This is a genomic window from Aquimarina sp. (assembly GCF_977115655.1).
The window spans coordinates 17044-37965 of sequence record NZ_CDSBKO010000022.1 but is presented as its reverse complement, the minus strand read 5'-3'; the positions used below and the strand labels follow the sequence as shown (position 1 = coordinate 37965).

Below are 20922 nucleotides of genomic sequence, written 5' to 3'. Positions count from 1 at the left end.
CAGATTTATAAATTTTTAAGTGAATCACACTTTAAAACAATATAACCAGTAACAAAAAAAGCAGATATGCACATTATAAAAGTGGTTTTGCTTTCTTAAAAGCAAATGCAAATTCCATAAACTCTTTTTAAAAAAGCTATTTTTTACATTACAGGATGTTATTAAAACATATTTAGAAACTATCAACTATCCATTTACATTAGGATATTGTAAAAAATTATAGTGGCAAACTTGGTTTGCGCAAAAAAACACCACTACTAAACTTAACAAAAAAGAAGTATTTAATTATATTAATTGTAACGAAATAAGTTTAATTTCGTGCTTAACAAGGAAGCCTTTTTTATGAGAAACATCATTTTGTCAATTCTTTCAGGTCTTTTGCTTGCTGTTAGTTGGCCTACCTATGGATTTCCGTTATTTTTATTCTTTGGGTTTATCCCCCTTTTGTTTGCAGAGTATACTATTCGTTACAACAAGTACAGCAAAACACAGGTTTTTGGGCTCGCTTTCCTTACTTTTTTTATCTGGAATATGATTACCACCTGGTGGATATATAATTCTACACCATTTGGTATGGGCTTTGCAGAGATTGTAAATAGTTTGGTGATGACTTTGGTATTTTTAATGTATCACATTGTTGCAAAAAAAACTACATTTACGATCAGCAGCATATTCTTGACTTGTTTTTGGATGAGTTTTGAATATATGCATTTACAGTGGGAGTTTTCCTGGCCTTGGCTTAACCTGGGCAATGGATTTGCAAGTTTTACCTCATGGATCCAATGGTACGAGTATACAGGTGCTTTTGGTGGAGCGCTTTGGATTTGGATTGTAAACATTAGTGCATTTAAAAGTGTTTTGCTTTTTATCGAACATAAAGACAAAACCATTTTATACAGATCTGCAATTCGCAATGGGTTAATCATTAGTATTCCAATCATCATCTCGTTTATTATTTTAAAAACCTACGAGGAAAATGGCAAGGACATAGAAGTAGTTATCTTACAACCAAATATTAATCCGTATACCGAAAAATATAACACTACAGATAATCATATAGGAGCATTACTAGACTCTCTTACCAATACAAAAATCACCGCAGAGACCAGATTTATTATTGCTCCGGAAACTGTTTTTGCAGACACTAACAGATTACCATATTTTTCTAGCTCTATTGCCAGAAAAACTGCACTAAAAATAGTAAGTCAGTATCCTAATGCTAATTTTTTATCAGGAATATCCTTAATCGATGTGTTTGAGGATCCTAATAAAATTAAAAAACAAACGAATACCTATAAAGAGGGAGTGTATTATGACGACTACAATTCTGCTTTTTTTGTCCGCCCCAATGGGACTCATGAATTATACCATAAAAGCAAATTGGTTGTAGGTGTTGAAAATTTTCCTTACCAAAATATTTTAAAACCTATTCTTGGAGACGCTATGATCGATCTGGGAGGAACGGTAGCTAAAAAAACCACGCAGGAGGATAGAGAAGTTTTTTTTAGCAAAGATAGCATTGGTGTAGGACCTCTTATTTGTTATGAAAGTGTATATGGCGAATTTGCAACAGGATATATTAGAAACGGTGCAGATTTTCTTGCTATTATAACCAATGATGCCTGGTGGGGTAATACGCAGGGGCACAGGCAGCATTTACATTATGCAAAACTAAGGGCTATAGAAACCCGTAGAAGCATTGCCCGAAGCGCTAACACAGGGATTTCTGCTATTATTGATCAAACCGGGAATATCATTTCTTCATTAGAGTATGAAAAGCGAGGAACTATAATAGGAAGATTAAAAACCAACGATAAAATCACTTTTTATACTAAAGCAGGTGATTATCTTGCCAGAATAGCTGTTTTTATCTCTATTGTTATCTTTCTGGTATCTGTTACTCGGCGAAAAGGAAAAATATAGAATTCTCGTACGCATTTCTATAGATTTCAACTAAAAAAAATAGTTATTTAAACCAATATAAACACACTCATTTTTACAAGTTCTGTTTTACCAAGCAGAAACTTTAAAACTTTGCTTCTTTGTAACTCATAAACCTTGTACCTTTGCAATCTTATAAAAAGTTGTGAATTACGTATCAGTAGAAAATATTGCTAAGTCTTTTGGAGAGCGTGTTCTCTTTAAAGATATCTCCTTTGGAATTAACGAAGGACAAAAAATTGGTTTTGTTGCTAAAAACGGAACAGGAAAAACATCGTTACTTAATATAGTAGCCGGGGACGAAGAGCCAGATGATGGTCTTGTAGTGTATCGTAAAAATCTTAAAGTAGCTTTTTTACCACAAGAACCTAACCTAGATCCTAATCTCACCATTGAAGAAACAATTTTTGCCTCAGACAATGACATACTGCATATAATTAATGCCTACGAAAAAGCTTTACAAAATCCAGAAGATGCTGAAGGATATCAACATGCTTTTGAAAAAATGGATGCTGCCAATGCTTGGGATTTTGAAACACAATACAAACAAATACTTTTTAAACTTAAGCTAGAAGATCTAAGTAAAAAAGTAAGTGACCTATCCGGAGGGCAAAAAAAGCGATTGGCACTCGCCAATATTTTACTTAGTAAACCCAATCTTTTATATCTGGATGAGCCAACTAACCATTTGGATCTGGAAATGATTGAATGGCTAGAAGAATATTTTGCAAAAGAAAACTTTACCTTATTTATGGTAACTCACGATCGTTATTTTCTGGAAAATGTATGTAACGAAATTGTAGAGTTAGAAAACGGACAATTATATAGTTACAAAGGTAATTATGCATACTATCTCGAAAATAAAGAATCCCGGGTTGCAAACGAGCAAATTGCTACAGATAAAGCAAAACAATTATATAAAAAGGAATTGGATTGGATGCGTCGCCAACCAAAAGCACGAACAACCAAATCCAAATCCAGAATAGATGATTTTTACGAGATTAAAGACCGCGCTCATAAACGACGTAATGACCATGAAGTACAATTAGAGATCAACATGGAGCGCATGGGAAGTAAAATTCTTGAGCTTCATAAAGTTTCTAAAAGTTTTGATGAACTTATCCTGCTGGATAAGTTTGAATATGTTTTTAAAACAGGAGAACGTATAGGTATTATAGGTAAAAACGGAACTGGTAAATCTACTTTTCTTAATATGATTACTGGTGCTACAAAACCCGATCATGGTAAAATAGTAATTGGCGAAACCATAAAGTTTGGATACTATACACAAAGTGGCATAACCATTAAAGAAGGACAAAAAGTTATTGATGTAATTAGAGAGTTTGGAGATTATATTCCTTTAAAAAAAGGAAGGCAAATTTCTGCACAACAATTATTGGAGCGCTTTTTATTTGATAGAAAAAAACAATATGATTTTGTAGAAAAATTAAGCGGAGGAGAAAGAAAAAGATTATACCTGTGTACCGTTTTAATTCAAAATCCAAACTTTTTGATTCTGGATGAACCTACTAACGATCTGGATATTGTAACTCTTAACGTACTCGAGAATTTTTTACTGGATTTTCCTGGTTGTTTACTAGTAGTATCACATGATCGATATTTTATGGATAAAATTGTAGATCACCTGTTTGTTTTTAGAGGAAATGGGGTTATACAAGATTTTCCTGGTAATTATTCGGATTACAGAATATATGAAGATAGTAAAGAACCCGAAGTAAAAGCACCCGCAAATAGTACAGAAACAACTACAAAAAATACTTGGAAAAAAGATAATAAAGCTGCACTTAGTTACAACGAACAAAAAGAGTTTAGCAAAATCGAACGGGATCTTAAAAAACTAGAGATCGAAAAGAAGGAGATCGAAAACCTGTTTCTTGAGGGTAACTTAGAAGGAGATAAAATTAATGATGCATCACAAAAATTAGAGAAAATCATTCAGGAAATTGAAGAAAATGAAATGCGCTGGTTGGAGCTATCTGAAAAAATGGAAGGGTAATTTGTAAAATCTGACTTTGTACATGACAAAAATTTACGTGATATAGGAGATGAACGAATTTGTCATTCCGTTGAAAAACGGAATCCACTCATTGATAACACTATACCAATACAGATCCCGGTCTCTAGTTTATTCTGAGCATTGTCGAAGGGCCGGAATGACAAAAAACAATAAATACACTTGTAGTTTTCTAAGTACCCATCATTCATGCCAAAATATAGACTTTTGTTATGTACTTAGGAAATCTGAATATAAAAAAGAGCGGATCTAAACATGAGCTTTATATCTAGGACATATTTAAAGTTTCTTTTAAAGTCTACTAATCAACATGGAGTACACTCCCCCTTTGTATACGATTTGGTTACTAAATGTTTTTACAAAAGAAAAAAAAGAAAAGAGTATGTTTCTTTGAAAAGGATACACAGTTCAAACAATAAGATGCCGTATCGTACTGCTAAACTACTATATAAGACCATCACTTATTTTGCTGTTAAAAAGGCTCTTATACTACAAGATTCCTCACAAATGGTATCGCAAATTTTGTCTTTAAACAATTCTATCACTAGTACAACTATCCCCAATGGTGTCTATGATATGATATATCTGGATATGGATAGACTTAAGGAAACTACTACTCTAGAAAATTTATTTTCTTATATGCATAATGACAGCGTACTTATATTTAATTCTATTTACAATAACGCAACTAATACCGCACTTTGGGAGGAAATAAAACAGCACCCAAAAATAACGGTTACTATCGATGTTTTTTGGCTAGGATTTGTATTTATCAGAAACGAACAAGCTAAACAAAACTTTAGTATCAGGACATAACGAATTTGAGTATCCATCTAAAAAAAATAAGCTTACTTCCTTTTACTGGTTTTTTCTGTTTAATTTTGGTATTTCTATAAATTTTCAGGTCACTTTATTCTACCAATGAGTTTTAACAGTCAGTTTTTATTTTTTTTTAGTGCGATTGGAGCATTCAATGGTGCACTTCTGGCTATATACTTTTTCTTTTACGCCAAACCTAAACATGCCTCTAATTATTTTTTAGGCACATTATTAACCGCACTTAGTATTCGAATTTGGAAATCTATCTTTTATTATTTTAATAAAGAGTTATCAAAAATCTACTTACAAATAGGATTATCTGCTTGTTTTCTTATTGGACCTTCTTTATTTTTTTATTTAAAATCTATGTTAAACTCTTCCTCAAAGAAATTAGATCGTTCCTGGAAGTATCACTTTATTTTTTTATCTATCCTTATACTTGTGGTTGGTTACCAATACTCGTATCAAGAACATCCTGGTTTATGGAGGTCTTATTTTATAACAATTATCTACTACCAATGGCTGGGATACATCCTGGCGTCTGGATTTCTATTAAAAAATGTCTTTAAAACTTTAGTAAAAAAGCCAAATAAATTAAGTAGTGTAGAAATATGGATAATTAGTGTTTATCTTGGTAATCTAATTATTTGGATCGCATACAAAACAGTCTCTTATACCTCATATATTGTTGGGGCTCTTTCTTTTTCATTTGTGTTTTATTTATTGGTCTTAATATTATTTTTTCGCAGAAAAAAACATTCGATTCTTTTTAAGGAACAACCAAAATATGCAGACAAAAAAATAGAGGATATTGAAGCTAAAAGGATTTTTGAAGGGCTAGAACAAATAATGAACACAAAAGAATTGTATAAAGATCCTAACCTTAAACTACCGGATTTAGCAAAACAAATTAATATACAACCTCATATTTTATCCCAATTTATAAACGATAACCTAAATAAAAGTTTTCCTTTGTTTATTAATGAATATCGAATAAATGAAGCTAAAATATTATTAGCAAACGATAGTAAGTACACTATAGAGACTATTGGTTATGAATGTGGTTTTAACTCAAAATCAACATTTTATTCCACATTTAAAAAACTTACGGGTATGACTCCTGCACAGTATAAATCTGCACAAGTATAGTATACCAATATATATTCTATATCCCATCATAGTGTCCAACATTATAAATTCGTACACCTGGATTATAAAACATCACTGATTTTATCGATATACCACATACTATTGTCTGTATAAAAAAACAAAATCATGAAAAACATTTTTTACACAATTGTATGTATCCTAATTTTTAACATTACTAATGCGCAATCTGAAGAGCAGCTTATTTCTAATTCTTTAATGAATTATATAGAAGGAACTTCTTATAATAGACCAGAACAAATAAGCAAGGCTTTTTATAAAGACGCAAAACTTTATTTAACTAATAAAAACGACGAACTCTGGGTTGTGCCTTCTGGGGAGTATATAGATTGGTTTAAAAAAGGAGAACAAAATAAATTTAATGGCAGAACTGGCAGAATAGTTGCGATAGATCGAGAGAATGATATTGCAGTTGCTAAAGTAGAAATTTTAATTCCCGGTAAGCAACTAAGGTATACAGATCTTTTTTTAATGAAAAAGTTGGAAGGAACTTGGGTAATTATGAGCAAGTCTGCCTCTAAAAGGATATTTCATAAAAATAATAAGGATCAAATATTATTTATTGTTTCGAATGCTCATTTTTATGGAGATTCAACACTTAAAAACGGTAATAGTTTTGTTGAAATTGTAAAAGCATATCATACGTTTCAAAAAGCTGGGTATACCATTGATTTTGTAAGTCCGGAGGGAGGTCCTGTCCCATTGGCATACATAAACACCTCAGATAATTTACAAAAAGAGTATCTGTACAATAACGATTTTATGGGTGCTCTAAAAAACACAAAAAAACCCGAAGAGATAGAACCAAAAAAATATAAAGCAGTCTATTATGTTGGTGGCGGAAGTGCTATGTATGGTGTTCCTGAAAATAAAAAAATTCAAAATATCTCGATGGAGATATACGAACAACATAATGGTATTATATCTTCTGTATGCCATGGAACTGCCGGAATTGTAAATTTAAAAACGAAAGATGGAAAGTATCTTGTGCAAGGAAAACGCGTAAGTGGATATCCAGATAGTTATGAAGATACCTCGAAAGAATATTTTAAAGAGTTTCCTTTTTTAATTTTAAAAACTATCGAAGAAAGAGGCGGAACCTTTAAATTCTCTCCAAGAAATTCTCCTCATCTGGAAACCGATGGAAACTTAATTACGGGTCAAAATCATTTGTCTTCAGAAATGGTTGCCCAAAAAATTATAGAAGTATTATCTAAAAGAGACATTAAATAAAAGAAACCTTATTTACTTATATACAAAAGCCTAAAAACTACGTATTAAAGAAGTTTTTAGGCTTAGCGCAATAAATAAAAGTAAGTATTTTTACATCATACGACTTCGTTATAGTATTATTTAAACATTCTTACAAATAAACCTTTACGTTTATAATATTGAAGTTCTTTTAAATCTACAGGTTTCTTTTCTTCTGTAAGACATATACTCTCTATGTACTCATCATAGGTCATTCCTTTTTCTTCTAAGAACCCTACCAGATATTTTTCGGCAACCTCGATCCCTCCCGCTTGTTCAATCGAAAGGATTTTTCTGTATAGTTCACTTACCAGATCTATAGTTTTTCTTGGAGGGGCTTTTCTTCTTGCAAAAAAAGAAGATATTTCTCCCGTTTCATCTACTTTAACTTCAAAATCAGTGATTACCCAATAAAACCTTCCGTCTTTTGCCATGTTTTTTACCAAAGCATGCATGTTTTTCTTTTCTTTTAACCTTTCCCACAACCATTTAAAAACCACTTTAGGCATATCTGGATGCCTTATTACATTATGAGGCTGGCCAATCAACTCATACTCCTCATAACCAGATATTTCCATAAAATAATCATTTGCATACTCGATGATCCCTTTAGAATCTGTTTTGCTCATAATGGTCTGTTTGGGATCTAAAATGATCTCTACATTAATCGGTTCTGGTCTTTTTAGTGCTTTCATTTTTATCTATGCTAGTTAATATTTTGGCACAAAACTAGTAGTAACATGAAATTCAAAACATGATAAAAGTCATAGTATTAGTTAGGAAAATTAAGGTCTTCAAAATTTTAACGAACCCTTAACTAGTCGCTATTCACAAGCATTTTTAAATATATGCAAAACACCTTTTTATTTTACGGTGTAACATCTTTTTGTGTATAGCGTCATATAGTCTAAAATTGTATCTTAACCATCTGCAAAGATTACTACATGAAAAACGTTATTGAAATTAGAAGTATCATTCGAAATTTTCAACTCGGACAAGAAACGGTTTATGTACTTAAAGGTATTGACCTGGATATTGCCCGAGGAGAATATTTGGCTATAATGGGACCTTCCGGATCTGGTAAGTCTACACTTATGAACCTTTTGGGTTGCTTGGATACGCCGACTGGTGGAACTTATATTCTTAACGGAAATGATGTGAGCAAAATGACCGATAATGAGTTGGCAGATATACGTAATCGCGAAATAGGTTTTGTTTTTCAAACCTTTAATTTACTTCCCAGAACTACAGCCTTAGACAATGTCGCCTTACCTATGGTATATGCGGGCGTTTCTAAAAAAGACAGGATCATTAGGGCCGAAGAAGTGTTAACAGATGTTGGGCTTTCAGATCGTATGGATCATAAACCCAATCAGCTTTCGGGGGGGCAAAGGCAACGTGTTGCTGTTGGAAGGGCTTTGGTGAATAAACCTTCTATAATCTTGGCAGATGAGCCTACAGGGAATCTGGATTCTAAAACTTCTCTGGAGATCATGCAGCTTTTTGATGAGATTCACGCTGCGGGAAATACCGTTATCCTGGTAACTCACGAAGAGGAAGTTGCAGCGCATGCACACAGAGTTATTCGATTGCGTGACGGGATGATCGAAAGTGATGTAAGGAATAAATAAGTTTATGACATCTTGTTATCTCGTGGATAAAAAATAAGGCTCCGGAAAAGTTTTTACATTCAGACCGTTGACCAAGCTAAACAAAACATTGGTTACCAATGCTGCTGCCAAAGAAGATCCAACTGCCAATTGCGGAGGTGTCATCTTTTTGGAATTTTCTTTATAGGATTCATAAAATTCATAAAACCATTTTAGGTCCATTTCTGTTCTATATTTAAAAAAATCAAGCATATTTTGAATCAAAATTAATTCAAATCGTTCCTTATTTCTTGTTACATCATAGATTTGTTCACTATCCGGGGTTACGACATATACTGCCCCTGCCCAACCAAAGTTTAAAGGATGAATAACCGGTATTCCTTGTTCTTTACATTTTTTATCAAAAACAAAAGGAGTATGTTCTGTATCAAAATCAATAGCATTAATAGCAATATCACAACCTTTTATATATTTTGATATATTATCGGGATCCAAAAACAGATGGTGATATTCTATTTTTGCATTTGGATTGATTGCCAATAATCGCTTTGTTATTGCCTCTACCTTAGATAGATTAACATCACTTTGTTGGTAATTCTGGCGGTTTAAATTAGATAACTCAACCGTATCCCCATCTATAAAAACAAAATTTTCAAAACCTAACCTCAACGCAGTTTCTGCCAATACGCTCCCCAGGCCAACTCCCCCAAAAATTATTTTTACATCTTTGATTTTATCTTGTTGTTCTGGTGTTATATATAGTACATTTTTGTGGTACCTTTCATTATCATGCATCTGCAAAATCTTTTTTTTATTATTACTTATAGTTAATTTTTCTGCCATCATTTCTATTTATTTTTTTTATAAAAAAACTTCTATCAATGATTTTTCCTGCATTGAATTTTCATCTAACCATTTATCCATATTTTCAAATTTTAAAATAACAGGATAGGTTGGGCTACCAAGGCAATTTTTGCGATCTCCAATAATTTGCATATCCAATCCTAAATCCTGAAATGTTTTATGAATCAAAACATCAGACTCTGCTATCATCAAATTGTTTGGTTGGTGGTTAATCACACTTAACGAATGTATCAACAAAAGTTGTAACATCCTTTTGGATTGTATAGATGTATTTTGTAGGCGAAGCAGATTAGAATCTATTGCCAAGCGTCCCAAATGCCATACTTCGTCTACCCTCAAATTTTCTTTTTCGATCGTTTTTTCAATATCTATATCAAATTCATACTCGATAGGGAAAATAATATTTTCAGTTCTTTTGGTAGCTTTTATAGTTCCCAAAAGTTCTTGTTTTGAGTTTCTAAATCCAAAATATACAGATTCATCAAAATGATCCATATCACTTTGCCTCATACTCTCTAACTCCCGGATACTTGATGACCATTGATATTTTTTTAAATAATGAAATGAGTACATTTTAAAAACAAACTCAGATAGTTCAGAAATATTGGACCTGCCAATCTGATATAAACTTATAGTTTCATATTTTCTGATTAAAAGGTCGTCATCTGGCGGGTTAAAGAGTATCATAAACAAGTTTGCTAAAAGATTAACTAGATATAATTATTAAGCAAAAGTATTCTACTTTGATTCCTCAAAATATGTTGTTTTATATTTGCCGTAATTTTTGCAATACATGCCTTACTTAAATATATAAGTGAATAAAAAACGAATCTGAAAAACTGTTTAAACAAGCTTTAATCCATAACAACACTCTGGTTTGTGCAAATGGTATTACTACAAATAAATTTAAACCAAGGACTTAATTTTGACTATTCTTAATTAGTACTTCTAAAATTTGTATTTTGGGGCTAAATTTTAACCAAAATTTATGCAACCATTACATATACTGCTTCTAATAGGAGCATATTTTGGAGTTCTTCTTCTTATTTCGTATTTCACAGGAAAAAATTCGGGAAATGATGCTTTTTTTAAAGCCAACAAACAATCCCCTTGGTATATTGTTGCTTTTGGTATGATTGGGGCATCCCTAAGCGGGGTTACCTTTATTTCTGTTCCCGGGTGGGTTGAAGCCTCACAATTTAGTTATATGCAAGTCGTATTGGGGTACATTTTAGGGTATCTGGTAATAGGCACTATATTGCTTCCATTATACTACAGGCTTAATTTGACTTCAATATACACCTATCTTCTGGAGCGTTTTGGTAATTATTCATATAAAACCGGAGCCTCATTTTTTTTGCTTTCCAGAGTAATAGGTGCCAGTTTCAGGTTGTTTTTGGTAGCAAATGTTTTGCAGGCTATTCTTTTTGATGCTTTGGGGGTTCCGTTCTGGATTACTGTTGTTATAACTATTTTATTAATATGGTTATATACTTTTAAATCGGGTATTAAAACTATTGTCTGGACCGATACCTTACAAACTTTATTTATGCTAATATCTGTAGGTGTAGCAATATACTATATCTCTGGTGGTCTTCAAATTAAAGAATCCAATCTTTTGGCTCATCTGTTAAACAGTGAGCTTTCCAAAACCTTCTTTTTTGATGATTTTAAGAGCGCAAATTATTTTTGGAAACAATTTTTGTCCGGGGCATTTATTGCAATTGTAATGACTGGTTTAGATCAGGATATGATGCAAAAAAACCTTACTTGTCGTAATTTAAAAGATGCTCAAAAAAACATGTTTTGGTTTACTATTGTTTTAACTATTGTAAATTTTATTTTTTTGGGGCTTGGTCTGCTACTAACTCAATATGCGTCTCAAAATGGAATAGATGCGCACAAAGACCAGCTGTTTTCGGTAATTGCCACGCAAAGCGATTTGGGCTTTGGGATTGCTGTATTTTTTATATTGGGTCTTATTGCCGCTGCATATAGTAGTGCCGATAGCGCATTAACCTCGTTAACAACATCTTTTAGCATAGATATATTAGATATTGAAAAAAAATATAGCCCATTAGATCAAGTCAAAACCAGAAAAAAAATACATATCCTGTTCTCTTGCATACTGATATTGGTTATAATTGCTTTTAAGTATATTATAAAAGATGAAAGTGTTATTGCAAAACTATTTAAGTTTGCAGGCTTTACTTATGGCCCATTACTAGGCCTATATGCTTTTGGGCTTTTTACAAAATTCAAGATCAAAGATAAACTGGCACCAATTATCTGTTTAATTTCTGTAATAATATCCATAGTTATAAACCTTTCTTCTCAACTATATATATACATCACAACAGATAATACATGGAGGATTTCTGAAAATATAGCAAAAGAGCTATACTATCAAGTTGGTTTTGAAATACTAATCATCAATGGTTTTATAACTTTTTTAGGATTAATATTGATTCGTAGAAAGTAATACCAATGTACAAGCTATTTCTACTTTTATATCCGCATCTTTAAGTTTTTTGTAAAACTCTGGATTTTCTGTGCCAGGATTAAAAATTACTCTTTCAGGTTTTAAATTTAAAATCTGGTCATAGTATGGTTTTTGTCGAACGGGGTTCAAATACAGAGTTACTGTATCTATATTACCTATACCATCCATCCTGGTTTGAATCCCTATTCCGGCTACTTCTCCTTTTTTAAGACCAATTGCCACAACATCGTGGTTATAATGTACCAATTTAATAATTGCCCTGTTAGAATATCTATCTGGTTTTAAGGATGCCCCAAGCACCAATGTTTTTTTATTCATATATATAACTTAAAAAAGAGAAAAATAGGCTTATTGTAGAATATAATTGAGGTAAAAACGTTAAAAATAGCTTTAAAAATGTTAAAAACAAGTAATCCCTGTAACACAGATCAAAGCATCGCGTCTTATTTATAAAAGATATGATTATTCATAAAATTTAGTTAGTTAGTTACTTAATAATCAAATTTTATTCATAGTTGATGGTTAGTGTTACTATTTGGTTATTATATAAAACCGCCTCTACAAAAATAGGGGCGGTTTTTGATTTTTTAATATTTTGTTAAAATTAAAATAAAGTGTAACAGAATTTACATATCCTCGTCTTACCATTATACATCTGTAATTGCTATACATATTTAGGGAAAAACAGTGTATTTGTATTATGCAATACCAAGTACAATGTATAGCAATCACCAATCAAATAAACGTTACAATGAAAACAATCAATCAAAAAATTATTTTATTCTTTTTTTCCTTATGCTGTCTCTTTCTTACGGCACAACCAAGCAATGAGGCTATAGTTGGAACCTTGAAAGGAAAAATTATTGACAAAAACTTGCAACAACCCATACCATACGCAACAGTTGTGGTTCATGACAGCGCAAATAAAATTATTAGCGGGGGTATAAGCAATGATGATGGGGATTTTATAATCTCTGATATCCCAAATGGAAGTTACACCTTAAAAGTACAGTTTATAGGCTACAAAACGTATTCTCAGCCTATAGAAATTACAAAACAAAATAAAGATGTAAACGCAGGTATTATTGCATTAGAAGAAGAAGCAGAAGCTTTGGATGATGTAACTGTAGTTGCAGAAAGAACTACCATAGAGCAAAAAATCGACCGAAAAGTGATTAATATAGGAAAGGATCTAACTACAACCGGGGGTACAGCCTCTGAAATAATGAACAATATACCATCTGTTAATGTAGATCAAGATGGAAATATTGCACTTAGAGGCAACCAAAATGTTCGTATCCTTATTGATGGTAAACCAACCAATATAGATACTGCTCAATTGCTAAAACAAATCCCTTCTACCTCTATTAAAAAAATAGAACTAATCACTAATCCTTCTGCCAAATACAACCCCGAAGGAATGAGCGGGATCATAAATATAATATTACATAAAAACAGCAATATAGGCTTTAATGGAAACATTAACCTGGGGCTTAATTTTGATAAAAATGCACGATTTAATAGTTCTGTAGATTTGAACTACAGAACTGGAAAAATCAATTTTTATGGTAACTACGGCAATAATATTACAAAACAACTAAACGGTGGGTTTGTATTCAGAGAAGATGAAAATTATAGAACAAATTTTAGTTTTTTAGACAATAATAAATCGCACCTTTTTAAAATAGGTTTAGATTATTTTATTAATGACAACAATACTATTTCTGTATACACCAATCAAAATTTATTTGACGGGCTAACCTCTGGAAATACTAATATTTTATTTATGAATCCTACCCAAAATGATATATCACAAAGTCTGATAAGCGATAGTGATAATTTGGGTTCTACTTATAATTTTGATTATAAGCACAACTTTAAAAAAGAGGGGCACAATATCGAATTAGAAGTAGATTATAATAATTTTAACAGTGATAATGATGACAGATTTAATTTTTCAGGAGGCGATGGATCTCTTGTAGACTACAAAGATATTATTGATAACGAAAGGAACAACACTACAATCAACTTAGATTATATAAATCCTTTAACTGAAAAAACGAAGTTAGAACTAGGATATGAAACCCGGTTAAGAAGGACAAATAATAAATACCAATCTACTTTATTTCCAAATTCCAAATACACCTACGATAGAAATATACATTCTTTTTATGCTACTTATAGTCAAAATTTTGAAAAATGGTCTTATCAACTGGGGGCGCGTGTAGAAAATTATGAGGTTGAAGCAATTTTTAATAGCGAAAAAGTATTTGAAGATGATATTTTTACAGTATATCCCTCTGGTTATCTAAACTATACTCCTGGTGAAAAAAACAGTTACCAATTAAGCTATAGCAGAAGAATTGACAGACCCGGATTAAATCAGGTTAATCCAATTCGAGAATGGAGTACCCCTAGAATAGTTTCGATCGGAAACCCTTCATTAGATCCTCAATTCACTAATTCTATCGAAGCTAATTATACCAGAAAACTGAAAAAAGGATCTATAACAAGTGGTGTTTTTTATAGAATAATTAATGACGAAATTAGTCAAACACTTATAGAAAACCCTGATGTAGAAGAAGGACAGATACTAACCTTTGGGAACTTTGACAACAATTCTGCATACGGTATAGAAATATCTGGTAATTATAACCTAACTAATTGGTGGGGTTTTAATGCTAGTTTTGATCTTTATGGTCAAACACAAAAAGGAATTATAGATAATGTAAGCAAAGAGGTAGATGCTGTTATATATAATTTCAGAATTAATAATAGCTTAAAAGCTACCAAAAACTTAACTTTTCAAGTATTTGGTTTTTACAGAGGAGAACAAGAAGGTGTTCAATTTAAAACAAAACCATTTTATTTTGTAAATACTGGTGCCAGATATAGCTTTATGGGAGGTAAAGGAACCGCTAGTGTTAACTTTAACGATATTTTTAACACCATGCGATTTCGATTTTCTGGAGATAATCCATATCCTCAAAATGGTAAGTTTAAAGGCGAAACCCAAACTGTTTTCTTAGGGTTATCCTATAGGTTTGGAAGTGGAAAAAACAGAAAAGCGGATAGAAAACGAAGAGATAATAATGAAAAATCTGGCGGAGGGATACTTTAAATCACTTCTGGAAAGATAGTATAGCAACAATAAGTTGTTTTACTTGTAAAATTTAATAAAAATTACAGACAAGAACTTATTTAAGTTAAATAATTGCAAAAAAATAATGGATTCTGTAACACAATGAATTTTACAACGTTTGTATATATAGAATCATGGTTATGGTTTATTTGAATTAGCCTTTAAAAAATAGTAACCAAGAAGTTATTACGTAAAAAACGCGAAGCAATATGCTTCGCGTTTTTGTTTTATTTATGTTTTGGGCTACCATTTTAAAATAGCACTTCCCCAAGTAAAACCGCTACCAAAAGCAGCCAAAACCACTATATCTCCTTCTTTTATCTTTCCTTTTTCCCATGCTTCTGTAAGCGCAATCGGAATAGAAGCTGCTGTAGTATTACCATATTTTTGAATATTATTAAATACCTGGTCGTCTGATAGCTTAAACTTTTTTTGTACGAATTGAGAAATTCTTAAATTTGCCTGATGCGGTATTAATATATCTATATCGGTTGCAGAAAGGTTGTTGGCTTGCAAACCTTCATTTATGACTTCAGAAAAACGCACTACTGCATTTTTAAATACAAATTGCCCATTCATATATGGATAATAAGGAATATTTTCTTGTGGGTTTTCTGCAATAATCTCCGGTACCCAATGCTCTGTACTAGGTCCTTCCAGAGATAATTCTTTTGCATGTGCTCCTTCACTATGCAAATGGGTAGATAAAACCCCTCTGCCTTCTTCGTCGCTTCTGGTTAACACTGCTGCTCCTGCTCCATCTCCAAAAATAACAGAAACCCCTCTGCCTCTGGTTGTCATATCCAAACCACCACTATGATTTTCACTTCCTATAACCAAGACATTTTTGTACATCCCGGTTTTAATAAATTGATCTGCAACAGATATGGCATAGATAAAACCACTGCATTGGTTGCGGATATCCAGTGCAGGAATTGTTTTCATGTTCATCATTTCCTGCACTTGTACACCTCCTCCCGGAAAATACATATCCGGACTAAGCGTTGCAAAAATAATTAACTCTATGTCGTCTGCCTTAAGGTTAGCCCTTTCCAAAGCTATTTTGGCAGCCTTAACCCCCATTACAGATGTACTGTTACCATCTCCTTTTTTAATATGACGTCTTTCCTTTATACCTGTTCGTTCCTGAATCCATTCATCATTGGTGTCCATTATTTTAGAAAGATCATCATTGGTTACAATATTTTCGGGGACATAAGATCCTAAACCTGATATTTTTGAAGTATACATATAGCTAATTTATTGTGTATTGAGTATTATTTTATCTTTTATTAAACCTAAAATAAACAATAGAACTTTATTACATCCTGAAACTACTATAAATTCTGATGCTACTCTATATTTTAAGTTTAACCATAGCTCCCCTTTAATATACTAAGGGTAAACAGCTATGCTAAAACTAAGAAAATAAATATCAGGTTTGCTGTATTTTCAGTCTTTATAACAAAGTTATATTGCATAATTTGGATTAAAAAACTATCACACAAGATATGTATTCTTAATATTTTGATAAAAGAAACTTTAACTATATATATGCATATACAACAAATTAGTATGTAAATTACTGTTCTTCAGTATATTATAACGCACATAAATTACTTTTTATTGTAAAAGCATAAAAAACTGAAAACAAAAAAAATCCCAAAGTTCCTGATCTTTTTTTTGAAAGCCCATCAAGTTGTACACACCATCCAGCCAATCCATCATAATTATAACATGCACTTAATAAAGATTCATAATATTAAGGAAATCTAAGGTTAGGAATTGCAACATAAGATTGAGTAGTTTTTTACCCCTGTTTAACTTCTAATCATATAGTCTGTTTCTTCTTATTCGTAACCATATCTTTATCAAACCAATAACCTGAGGGAGCAGGCTCACCAGATATGTTTCCTAAAATGTATTTTGTTTTTGAGGTAATCCAAAGTAAATCAGACTATAAATAAAGGATTAAATTTTTATCTGAAAGTAATGATTGTTGATTTTTAGAATCAAAAAACTAAACAAAAAAATATGTCAAAAATATTTCAGAAAACATGAAAATTATTGCATATCAATAATTAACCTCTTTTAATCATTAATAATTACAACCTAATTGAGCAAAAAAGTGCCAGTTTGACAGGTAGCCTTAATTGGTATTTTTTTTGACTAGTAATTCTTCAAAAGAAGATAATTAAATTAAAACCGTATAAAAATGGCAACAGGAAGTATTAATGTATCTGTAGAAAACATTTTTCCTTTAATTAAAAAATTCTTGTATTCTGATCATGAAATTTTCTTACGAGAATTAGTGTCTAATGCAACAGATGCAACTTTAAAGTTAAAACATCTAACTAGTATCGGCGAAGTAACCGTAGAGTATGGAAACCCTATTATCGAGGTTAAAATCGATAAGGATAAAAAGCAATTACATATTATCGACCAAGGGGTTGGTATGACCGCAGAGGAGGTTGAAAAATATATTAATCAAATTGCATTCTCCGGAGCTGAAGAATTTCTTGAAAAATATAAGGACAGTGCTAAAGATTCTGGAATTATAGGTCATTTTGGTTTAGGATTTTATTCTGCTTTTATGGTTGCTGGCAAAGTAGAAATCATTACAAAATCTTATAAAGATGAGCCTGCAGCACATTGGATTTGTGATGGTTCGCCAACTTTTACCCTGGAAAAACATGACAAGACAGAAAGAGGGACAGAAATAATCTTGCATATTGGGGATGATGACAAAGAGTTTCTTAAAGAAAGTAGAATACGTGAGCTATTGGTTAAATATAATAAGTTTATGCCCGTACCTATTAAATTTGGTACCAAAACAGAAACTTTGCCTAAGCCTGAAGATGCTAAAGAAGAAGATCCGGCACCTACTCAAGAAGTAGATAATATTATAAACAACCCTAATCCAGCATGGACCAAACAACCGGCAGATTTAGAAGATCAGGATTATAAGAGCTTTTATCGCGAATTGTATCCTATGCAGTTCGAAGAACCTCTTTTTAATATTCATCTTAATGTAGATTATCCTTTTAACCTGACAGGGATTTTATATTTCCCAAAAATGGGACAGGATATGAACATGCAAAAAGACAGAATACAACTATACCAAAATCAAGTATTTGTTACCGATAATGTAGAAGGTATTGTACCCGAGTTTCTTACTATGCTTAGAGGTGTGATAGATTCGCCAGATATCCCTCTTAACGTATCTCGTTCTTACCTGCAAGCAGATGGAAATGTAAAGAAAATATCTAGTTATATTACTCGAAAAGTTGCAGATAAATTAACCTCTATGTTTAAAAACAATAGAGAAGATTTTGAACAAAAATGGAATGATATAAAAATCGTGATCGAGTATGGAATGCTTTCTGAAGAAAAATTCTTTGAAAAAGCAGACAAATTTGCTCTTTACCCAACGGTAGATGGTTCTTTCTTTACTTTTGAAGAGTTACAAGAAAAAATTAAAGATTCTCAAACCGATAAAGATGGTAAACTGGTAATTCTTTACGCATCTAATAAAGATGAACAACACTCTTATATTTCTGCTGCCAAAGATAAAGGCTACGAAGTATTGCTTTTAGACTCTCCTATCGTTTCCCATTTAATTCAAAAATTAGAAACCAGTAAAGAAAATATTTCTTTTGCCCGGGTAGATGGAGATCATATAGATAACCTTATCAAAAAAGACGAGGAAACAATATCAAAATTATCTGATGAGGAAAAAGAAATTCTTAAAACAGATCTTGAAAAAGTTGTTCCTAAAGAAAAATATACTGTACAACTAGAAGCTATGGACAGTAATGCTACGCCATTTATGATCACACAACCAGAGTTTATGCGCAGAATGAAAGAAATGCAGCAAACAGGTGGCGGCGGTATGAATATGTTTGGTAATATGCCAGAAATGTATAATCTTATTGTAAATACAAATCACGAATTGATCGGGCAAATTAAAGATGCCAAAACAGATAAGAAAAAAGAACGGTTAATAAAACAATCTTTAGATCTGGCAAGGCTTTCTCAAAATCTATTAAAAGGAGAAGAGTTAACAGATTTTATCAAACGTAGTTACGAAATGATAAAATAGTAGTTAGATTACTACCAAATAAGCTATTAGACCGCTTCGTTGTTACATACACTGAAGCGGTTTTTTTATATATAATACCTAATAGATCCTGAAATAATGATAAAACATTTACTCATTCTTTGTTATTTTTCATCATTCTTGACTGTAAAAAACTTCTGTAGCTATACTTCAACTTAATCCAGCACAAGTGTTATGCAAAAATTTTATCGTTTCAAATGACAAAAAAGCAACTTTGTATTTTAGCATATTTTAAATAAAAATCAGAAAAATATTTTTTTAGTTAGGAATCCTTACTATATTTGTATTGCAATTTTGCATCAACATATAAATACTACAAAATGAATAAATCAATTTTTTATCACGCAGGTTGTCCTGTATGTATTAGCGCAGAACATGACATCGTTAGTCTAATTGGTTCTGATAATATAGAGATCATACATTTAGGGCAAGATCAATCAAAAATTAAAAGTGCAGAGCAAGCTGGTGTACAATCAGTTCCTGCATTGGTGACTCCTGATGGAAATGTACTACACATTAACTTTGGTGCATCTATAGCAGATGTAAAAGGATAATTTTTTAACTCAAATAGTTAGGATTCCTAATAACATATAATCTCCTAACAATCTCACAAGGTATGCTTCCAAAAATATTTTTTTTTCGAAGCATACCTCTATAAATAAGAGGTTAAAAGCATCCTAATACCATTCTAAAACAACTGTTAAAAAATAGTTGTTAGTAAAGTCTTAATTGAAAAACACATGAAAAATATAATTCTAACTTTAGTATTCATTCTCTTAGTCAGCACACTATTAGCTTGTGATACATGTAAAAAATACAATAATAACGATCTGCAAATAATAAAAGCCTCTATTACACATGATGCAACCATTGCCAGTACTATCTGGGAAATCCATGTAAAAGGACAAGCTGGAAAAACCACTCCTGCCCCTGTAGGAAAATTGCACGGCGCACCTGTTTTAGGTTATGTTTTTCCTACTACATTACAGCCAACCGATGTTGGATTTAGTTATACAGAAGGTATTGTTGCTCTGGCTTTAACCTCACATCCTGATTTTGATGATACTCCATTATGGGATGAAAATAGTGATCTAATCTATGATAATGATGGTATTATATGGCATCCCCACTGGGTTATTTTATACAAAGACGAGCGCGTAGAAGGAGGATTATCTGTAAAACAATTCAAAAAAACAGATCCGACAGTAAAATTACCGCCAACCAATCCAGGAATGCCTATGTATATGGACTCTCCAGGTTTTCAGGTTGTTACTAATAAATCCAGTATTAAAGTTATAATCCCAGATTACAGAATACAGAATAAAACTGATTTTAAATTTGATGCCGTCTCTGCATACATGCAAGTAAATACAGAGATCAAAGACAAACCTATGCTTGGTGTATATAAAGTATATAGTGTACTAAGTAAAGATCTGTCTCTGCCATATACGGTAAAATCAAAATAGTATT

General features: G+C 31.9%; 16 protein-coding genes. 11 read left to right on the top strand and 5 right to left on the bottom strand.

The window, feature by feature from the left end; translation table 11 throughout:
• Nucleotides 1-342 precede the first annotated feature (342 nt).
• The 5 genes from lnt (at nt 343) to ACZIYX_RS11075 (ending at nt 7195) form a co-directional block, all read left to right on the top strand.
• Nucleotides 343-1923, top strand: coding sequence for an apolipoprotein N-acyltransferase (lnt, locus tag ACZIYX_RS11095; RefSeq protein WP_462682306.1), 1581 nt, complete (start codon nt 343-345; stop codon nt 1921-1923).
• A 163-nt stretch (nt 1924-2086) separates the two neighbouring features.
• Complete coding sequence (locus ACZIYX_RS11090) at nt 2087-3958, top strand: ABC-F family ATP-binding cassette domain-containing protein (protein ID WP_462682305.1); 1872 nt, start codon at nt 2087-2089, stop codon at nt 3956-3958.
• A 408-nt stretch (nt 3959-4366) separates the two neighbouring features.
• Nucleotides 4367-4792 (top strand): hypothetical protein, encoded by a 426-nt coding sequence (locus ACZIYX_RS11085; RefSeq protein WP_462682304.1) that lies wholly within the window; start codon nt 4367-4369, stop codon nt 4790-4792.
• Nucleotides 4793-4897: 105 nt separating this feature from the next.
• Nucleotides 4898-5944 (top strand): helix-turn-helix domain-containing protein, encoded by a 1047-nt coding sequence (locus tag ACZIYX_RS11080; RefSeq protein WP_462682303.1) that lies wholly within the window; start codon nt 4898-4900, stop codon nt 5942-5944.
• Between the two features lie 126 nt (nt 5945-6070).
• Nucleotides 6071-7195, top strand: coding sequence for a nuclear transport factor 2 family protein (locus ACZIYX_RS11075; protein ID WP_462682302.1), 1125 nt, complete (start codon nt 6071-6073; stop codon nt 7193-7195).
• A gap of 116 nt (nt 7196-7311) precedes the next feature.
• Here ACZIYX_RS11075 and ACZIYX_RS11070 read toward each other — a convergent pair whose 3' ends face one another.
• Nucleotides 7312-7908: a PAS domain-containing protein gene (locus ACZIYX_RS11070; protein WP_462682301.1), complete on the bottom strand. Its 597-nt coding sequence runs from the start codon at nt 7906-7908 to the stop codon at nt 7312-7314.
• A 249-nt stretch (nt 7909-8157) separates the two neighbouring features.
• Between ACZIYX_RS11070 and ACZIYX_RS11065 the strand changes: the two genes are divergently transcribed.
• A complete protein-coding gene (locus ACZIYX_RS11065; RefSeq protein WP_462682300.1) occupies nt 8158-8844 on the top strand; it encodes an ABC transporter ATP-binding protein in 687 nt (228 codons plus the stop codon).
• A gap of 15 nt (nt 8845-8859) precedes the next feature.
• Here the strand turns inward: ACZIYX_RS11065 and ACZIYX_RS11060 are convergent, their stop codons facing one another.
• On the bottom strand, nt 8860-9669 hold the full coding sequence (locus tag ACZIYX_RS11060) for a ThiF family adenylyltransferase (RefSeq protein ID WP_462682299.1): 810 nt from the start codon (nt 9667-9669) through the stop codon (nt 8860-8862).
• 15 nt (nt 9670-9684) lie between these two features.
• Nucleotides 9685-10374, bottom strand: a complete 690-nt coding sequence (locus ACZIYX_RS11055) for a hypothetical protein (protein ID WP_462682298.1) — start codon at nt 10372-10374, stop codon at nt 9685-9687.
• Nucleotides 10375-10675: 301 nt separating this feature from the next.
• Here ACZIYX_RS11055 and ACZIYX_RS11050 point away from each other — a divergent pair, with 301 nt between their 5' ends.
• Complete coding sequence (locus tag ACZIYX_RS11050; protein ID WP_462682297.1) at nt 10676-12169, top strand: sodium:solute symporter; 1494 nt, start codon at nt 10676-10678, stop codon at nt 12167-12169.
• Here ACZIYX_RS11050 and ACZIYX_RS11045 read toward each other — a convergent pair.
• On the bottom strand, nt 12146-12508 hold the full coding sequence (locus tag ACZIYX_RS11045) for a CoA-binding protein (RefSeq protein WP_462682296.1): 363 nt from the start codon (nt 12506-12508) through the stop codon (nt 12146-12148). The two genes, ACZIYX_RS11050 and ACZIYX_RS11045, sit on opposite strands and share 24 nt — an antisense overlap.
• A 382-nt stretch (nt 12509-12890) precedes the next feature.
• Between ACZIYX_RS11045 and ACZIYX_RS11040 the strand changes: the two genes are divergently transcribed.
• Nucleotides 12891-15311: a TonB-dependent receptor gene (locus tag ACZIYX_RS11040; protein WP_462682295.1), complete on the top strand. Its 2421-nt coding sequence runs from the start codon at nt 12891-12893 to the stop codon at nt 15309-15311.
• 264 nt (nt 15312-15575) lie between these two features.
• Here ACZIYX_RS11040 and ACZIYX_RS11035 read toward each other — a convergent pair whose 3' ends face one another.
• Nucleotides 15576-16583, bottom strand: coding sequence for a 3-oxoacyl-ACP synthase III family protein (locus ACZIYX_RS11035; protein WP_462682294.1), 1008 nt, complete (start codon nt 16581-16583; stop codon nt 15576-15578).
• A gap of 964 nt (nt 16584-17547) precedes the next feature.
• On the opposite strand from ACZIYX_RS11035, the gene htpG reads away from it, so the two are divergent.
• The 3 genes from htpG (at nt 17548) to ACZIYX_RS11020 (ending at nt 20918) form a co-directional block, all read left to right on the top strand.
• On the top strand, nt 17548-19434 hold the full coding sequence (gene htpG, locus ACZIYX_RS11030) for a molecular chaperone HtpG (protein ID WP_462682293.1): 1887 nt from the start codon (nt 17548-17550) through the stop codon (nt 19432-19434).
• Nucleotides 19435-19772: 338 nt separating this feature from the next.
• Complete coding sequence (locus tag ACZIYX_RS11025; protein WP_462682292.1) at nt 19773-20006, top strand: thioredoxin family protein; 234 nt, start codon at nt 19773-19775, stop codon at nt 20004-20006.
• 186 nt (nt 20007-20192) lie between these two features.
• Nucleotides 20193-20918 (top strand): hypothetical protein, encoded by a 726-nt coding sequence (locus ACZIYX_RS11020; protein ID WP_462682291.1) that lies wholly within the window; start codon nt 20193-20195, stop codon nt 20916-20918.
• The last annotated feature ends 4 nt before the right edge of the window (nt 20919-20922 follow it).

Bases quoted from the DNA above. Each gene is read 5' to 3' on its own strand.
- lnt (WP_462682306.1), top strand. From the start codon at position 343: ATGAGAAACATCATTTTGTCAATTCTTTCAGGTCTTTTGCTTGCTGTT.
- ACZIYX_RS11080 (WP_462682303.1), top strand. From the start codon at position 4,898: ATGAGTTTTAACAGTCAGTTTTTATTTTTTTTTAGTGCGATTGGAGCA.
- ACZIYX_RS11075 (WP_462682302.1), top strand. From the start codon at position 6,071: ATGAAAAACATTTTTTACACAATTGTATGTATCCTAATTTTTAACATT.
- ACZIYX_RS11070 (WP_462682301.1), bottom strand. From the start codon at position 7,908: ATGAAAGCACTAAAAAGACCAGAACCGATTAATGTAGAGATCATTTTA.
- ACZIYX_RS11065 (WP_462682300.1), top strand. From the start codon at position 8,158: ATGAAAAACGTTATTGAAATTAGAAGTATCATTCGAAATTTTCAACTC.
- ACZIYX_RS11060 (WP_462682299.1), bottom strand. From the start codon at position 9,669: ATGATGGCAGAAAAATTAACTATAAGTAATAATAAAAAAAAGATTTTG.
- ACZIYX_RS11055 (WP_462682298.1), bottom strand. From the start codon at position 10,374: ATGATACTCTTTAACCCGCCAGATGACGACCTTTTAATCAGAAAATAT.
- ACZIYX_RS11050 (WP_462682297.1), top strand. From the start codon at position 10,676: ATGCAACCATTACATATACTGCTTCTAATAGGAGCATATTTTGGAGTT.
- ACZIYX_RS11045 (WP_462682296.1), bottom strand. From the start codon at position 12,508: ATGAATAAAAAAACATTGGTGCTTGGGGCATCCTTAAAACCAGATAGA.
- ACZIYX_RS11040 (WP_462682295.1), top strand. From the start codon at position 12,891: ATGCAATACCAAGTACAATGTATAGCAATCACCAATCAAATAAACGTT.
- ACZIYX_RS11035 (WP_462682294.1), bottom strand. From the start codon at position 16,583: ATGTATACTTCAAAAATATCAGGTTTAGGATCTTATGTCCCCGAAAAT.
- htpG (WP_462682293.1), top strand. From the start codon at position 17,548: ATGGCAACAGGAAGTATTAATGTATCTGTAGAAAACATTTTTCCTTTA.
- ACZIYX_RS11025 (WP_462682292.1), top strand. From the start codon at position 19,773: ATGAATAAATCAATTTTTTATCACGCAGGTTGTCCTGTATGTATTAGC.
- ACZIYX_RS11020 (WP_462682291.1), top strand. From the start codon at position 20,193: ATGAAAAATATAATTCTAACTTTAGTATTCATTCTCTTAGTCAGCACA.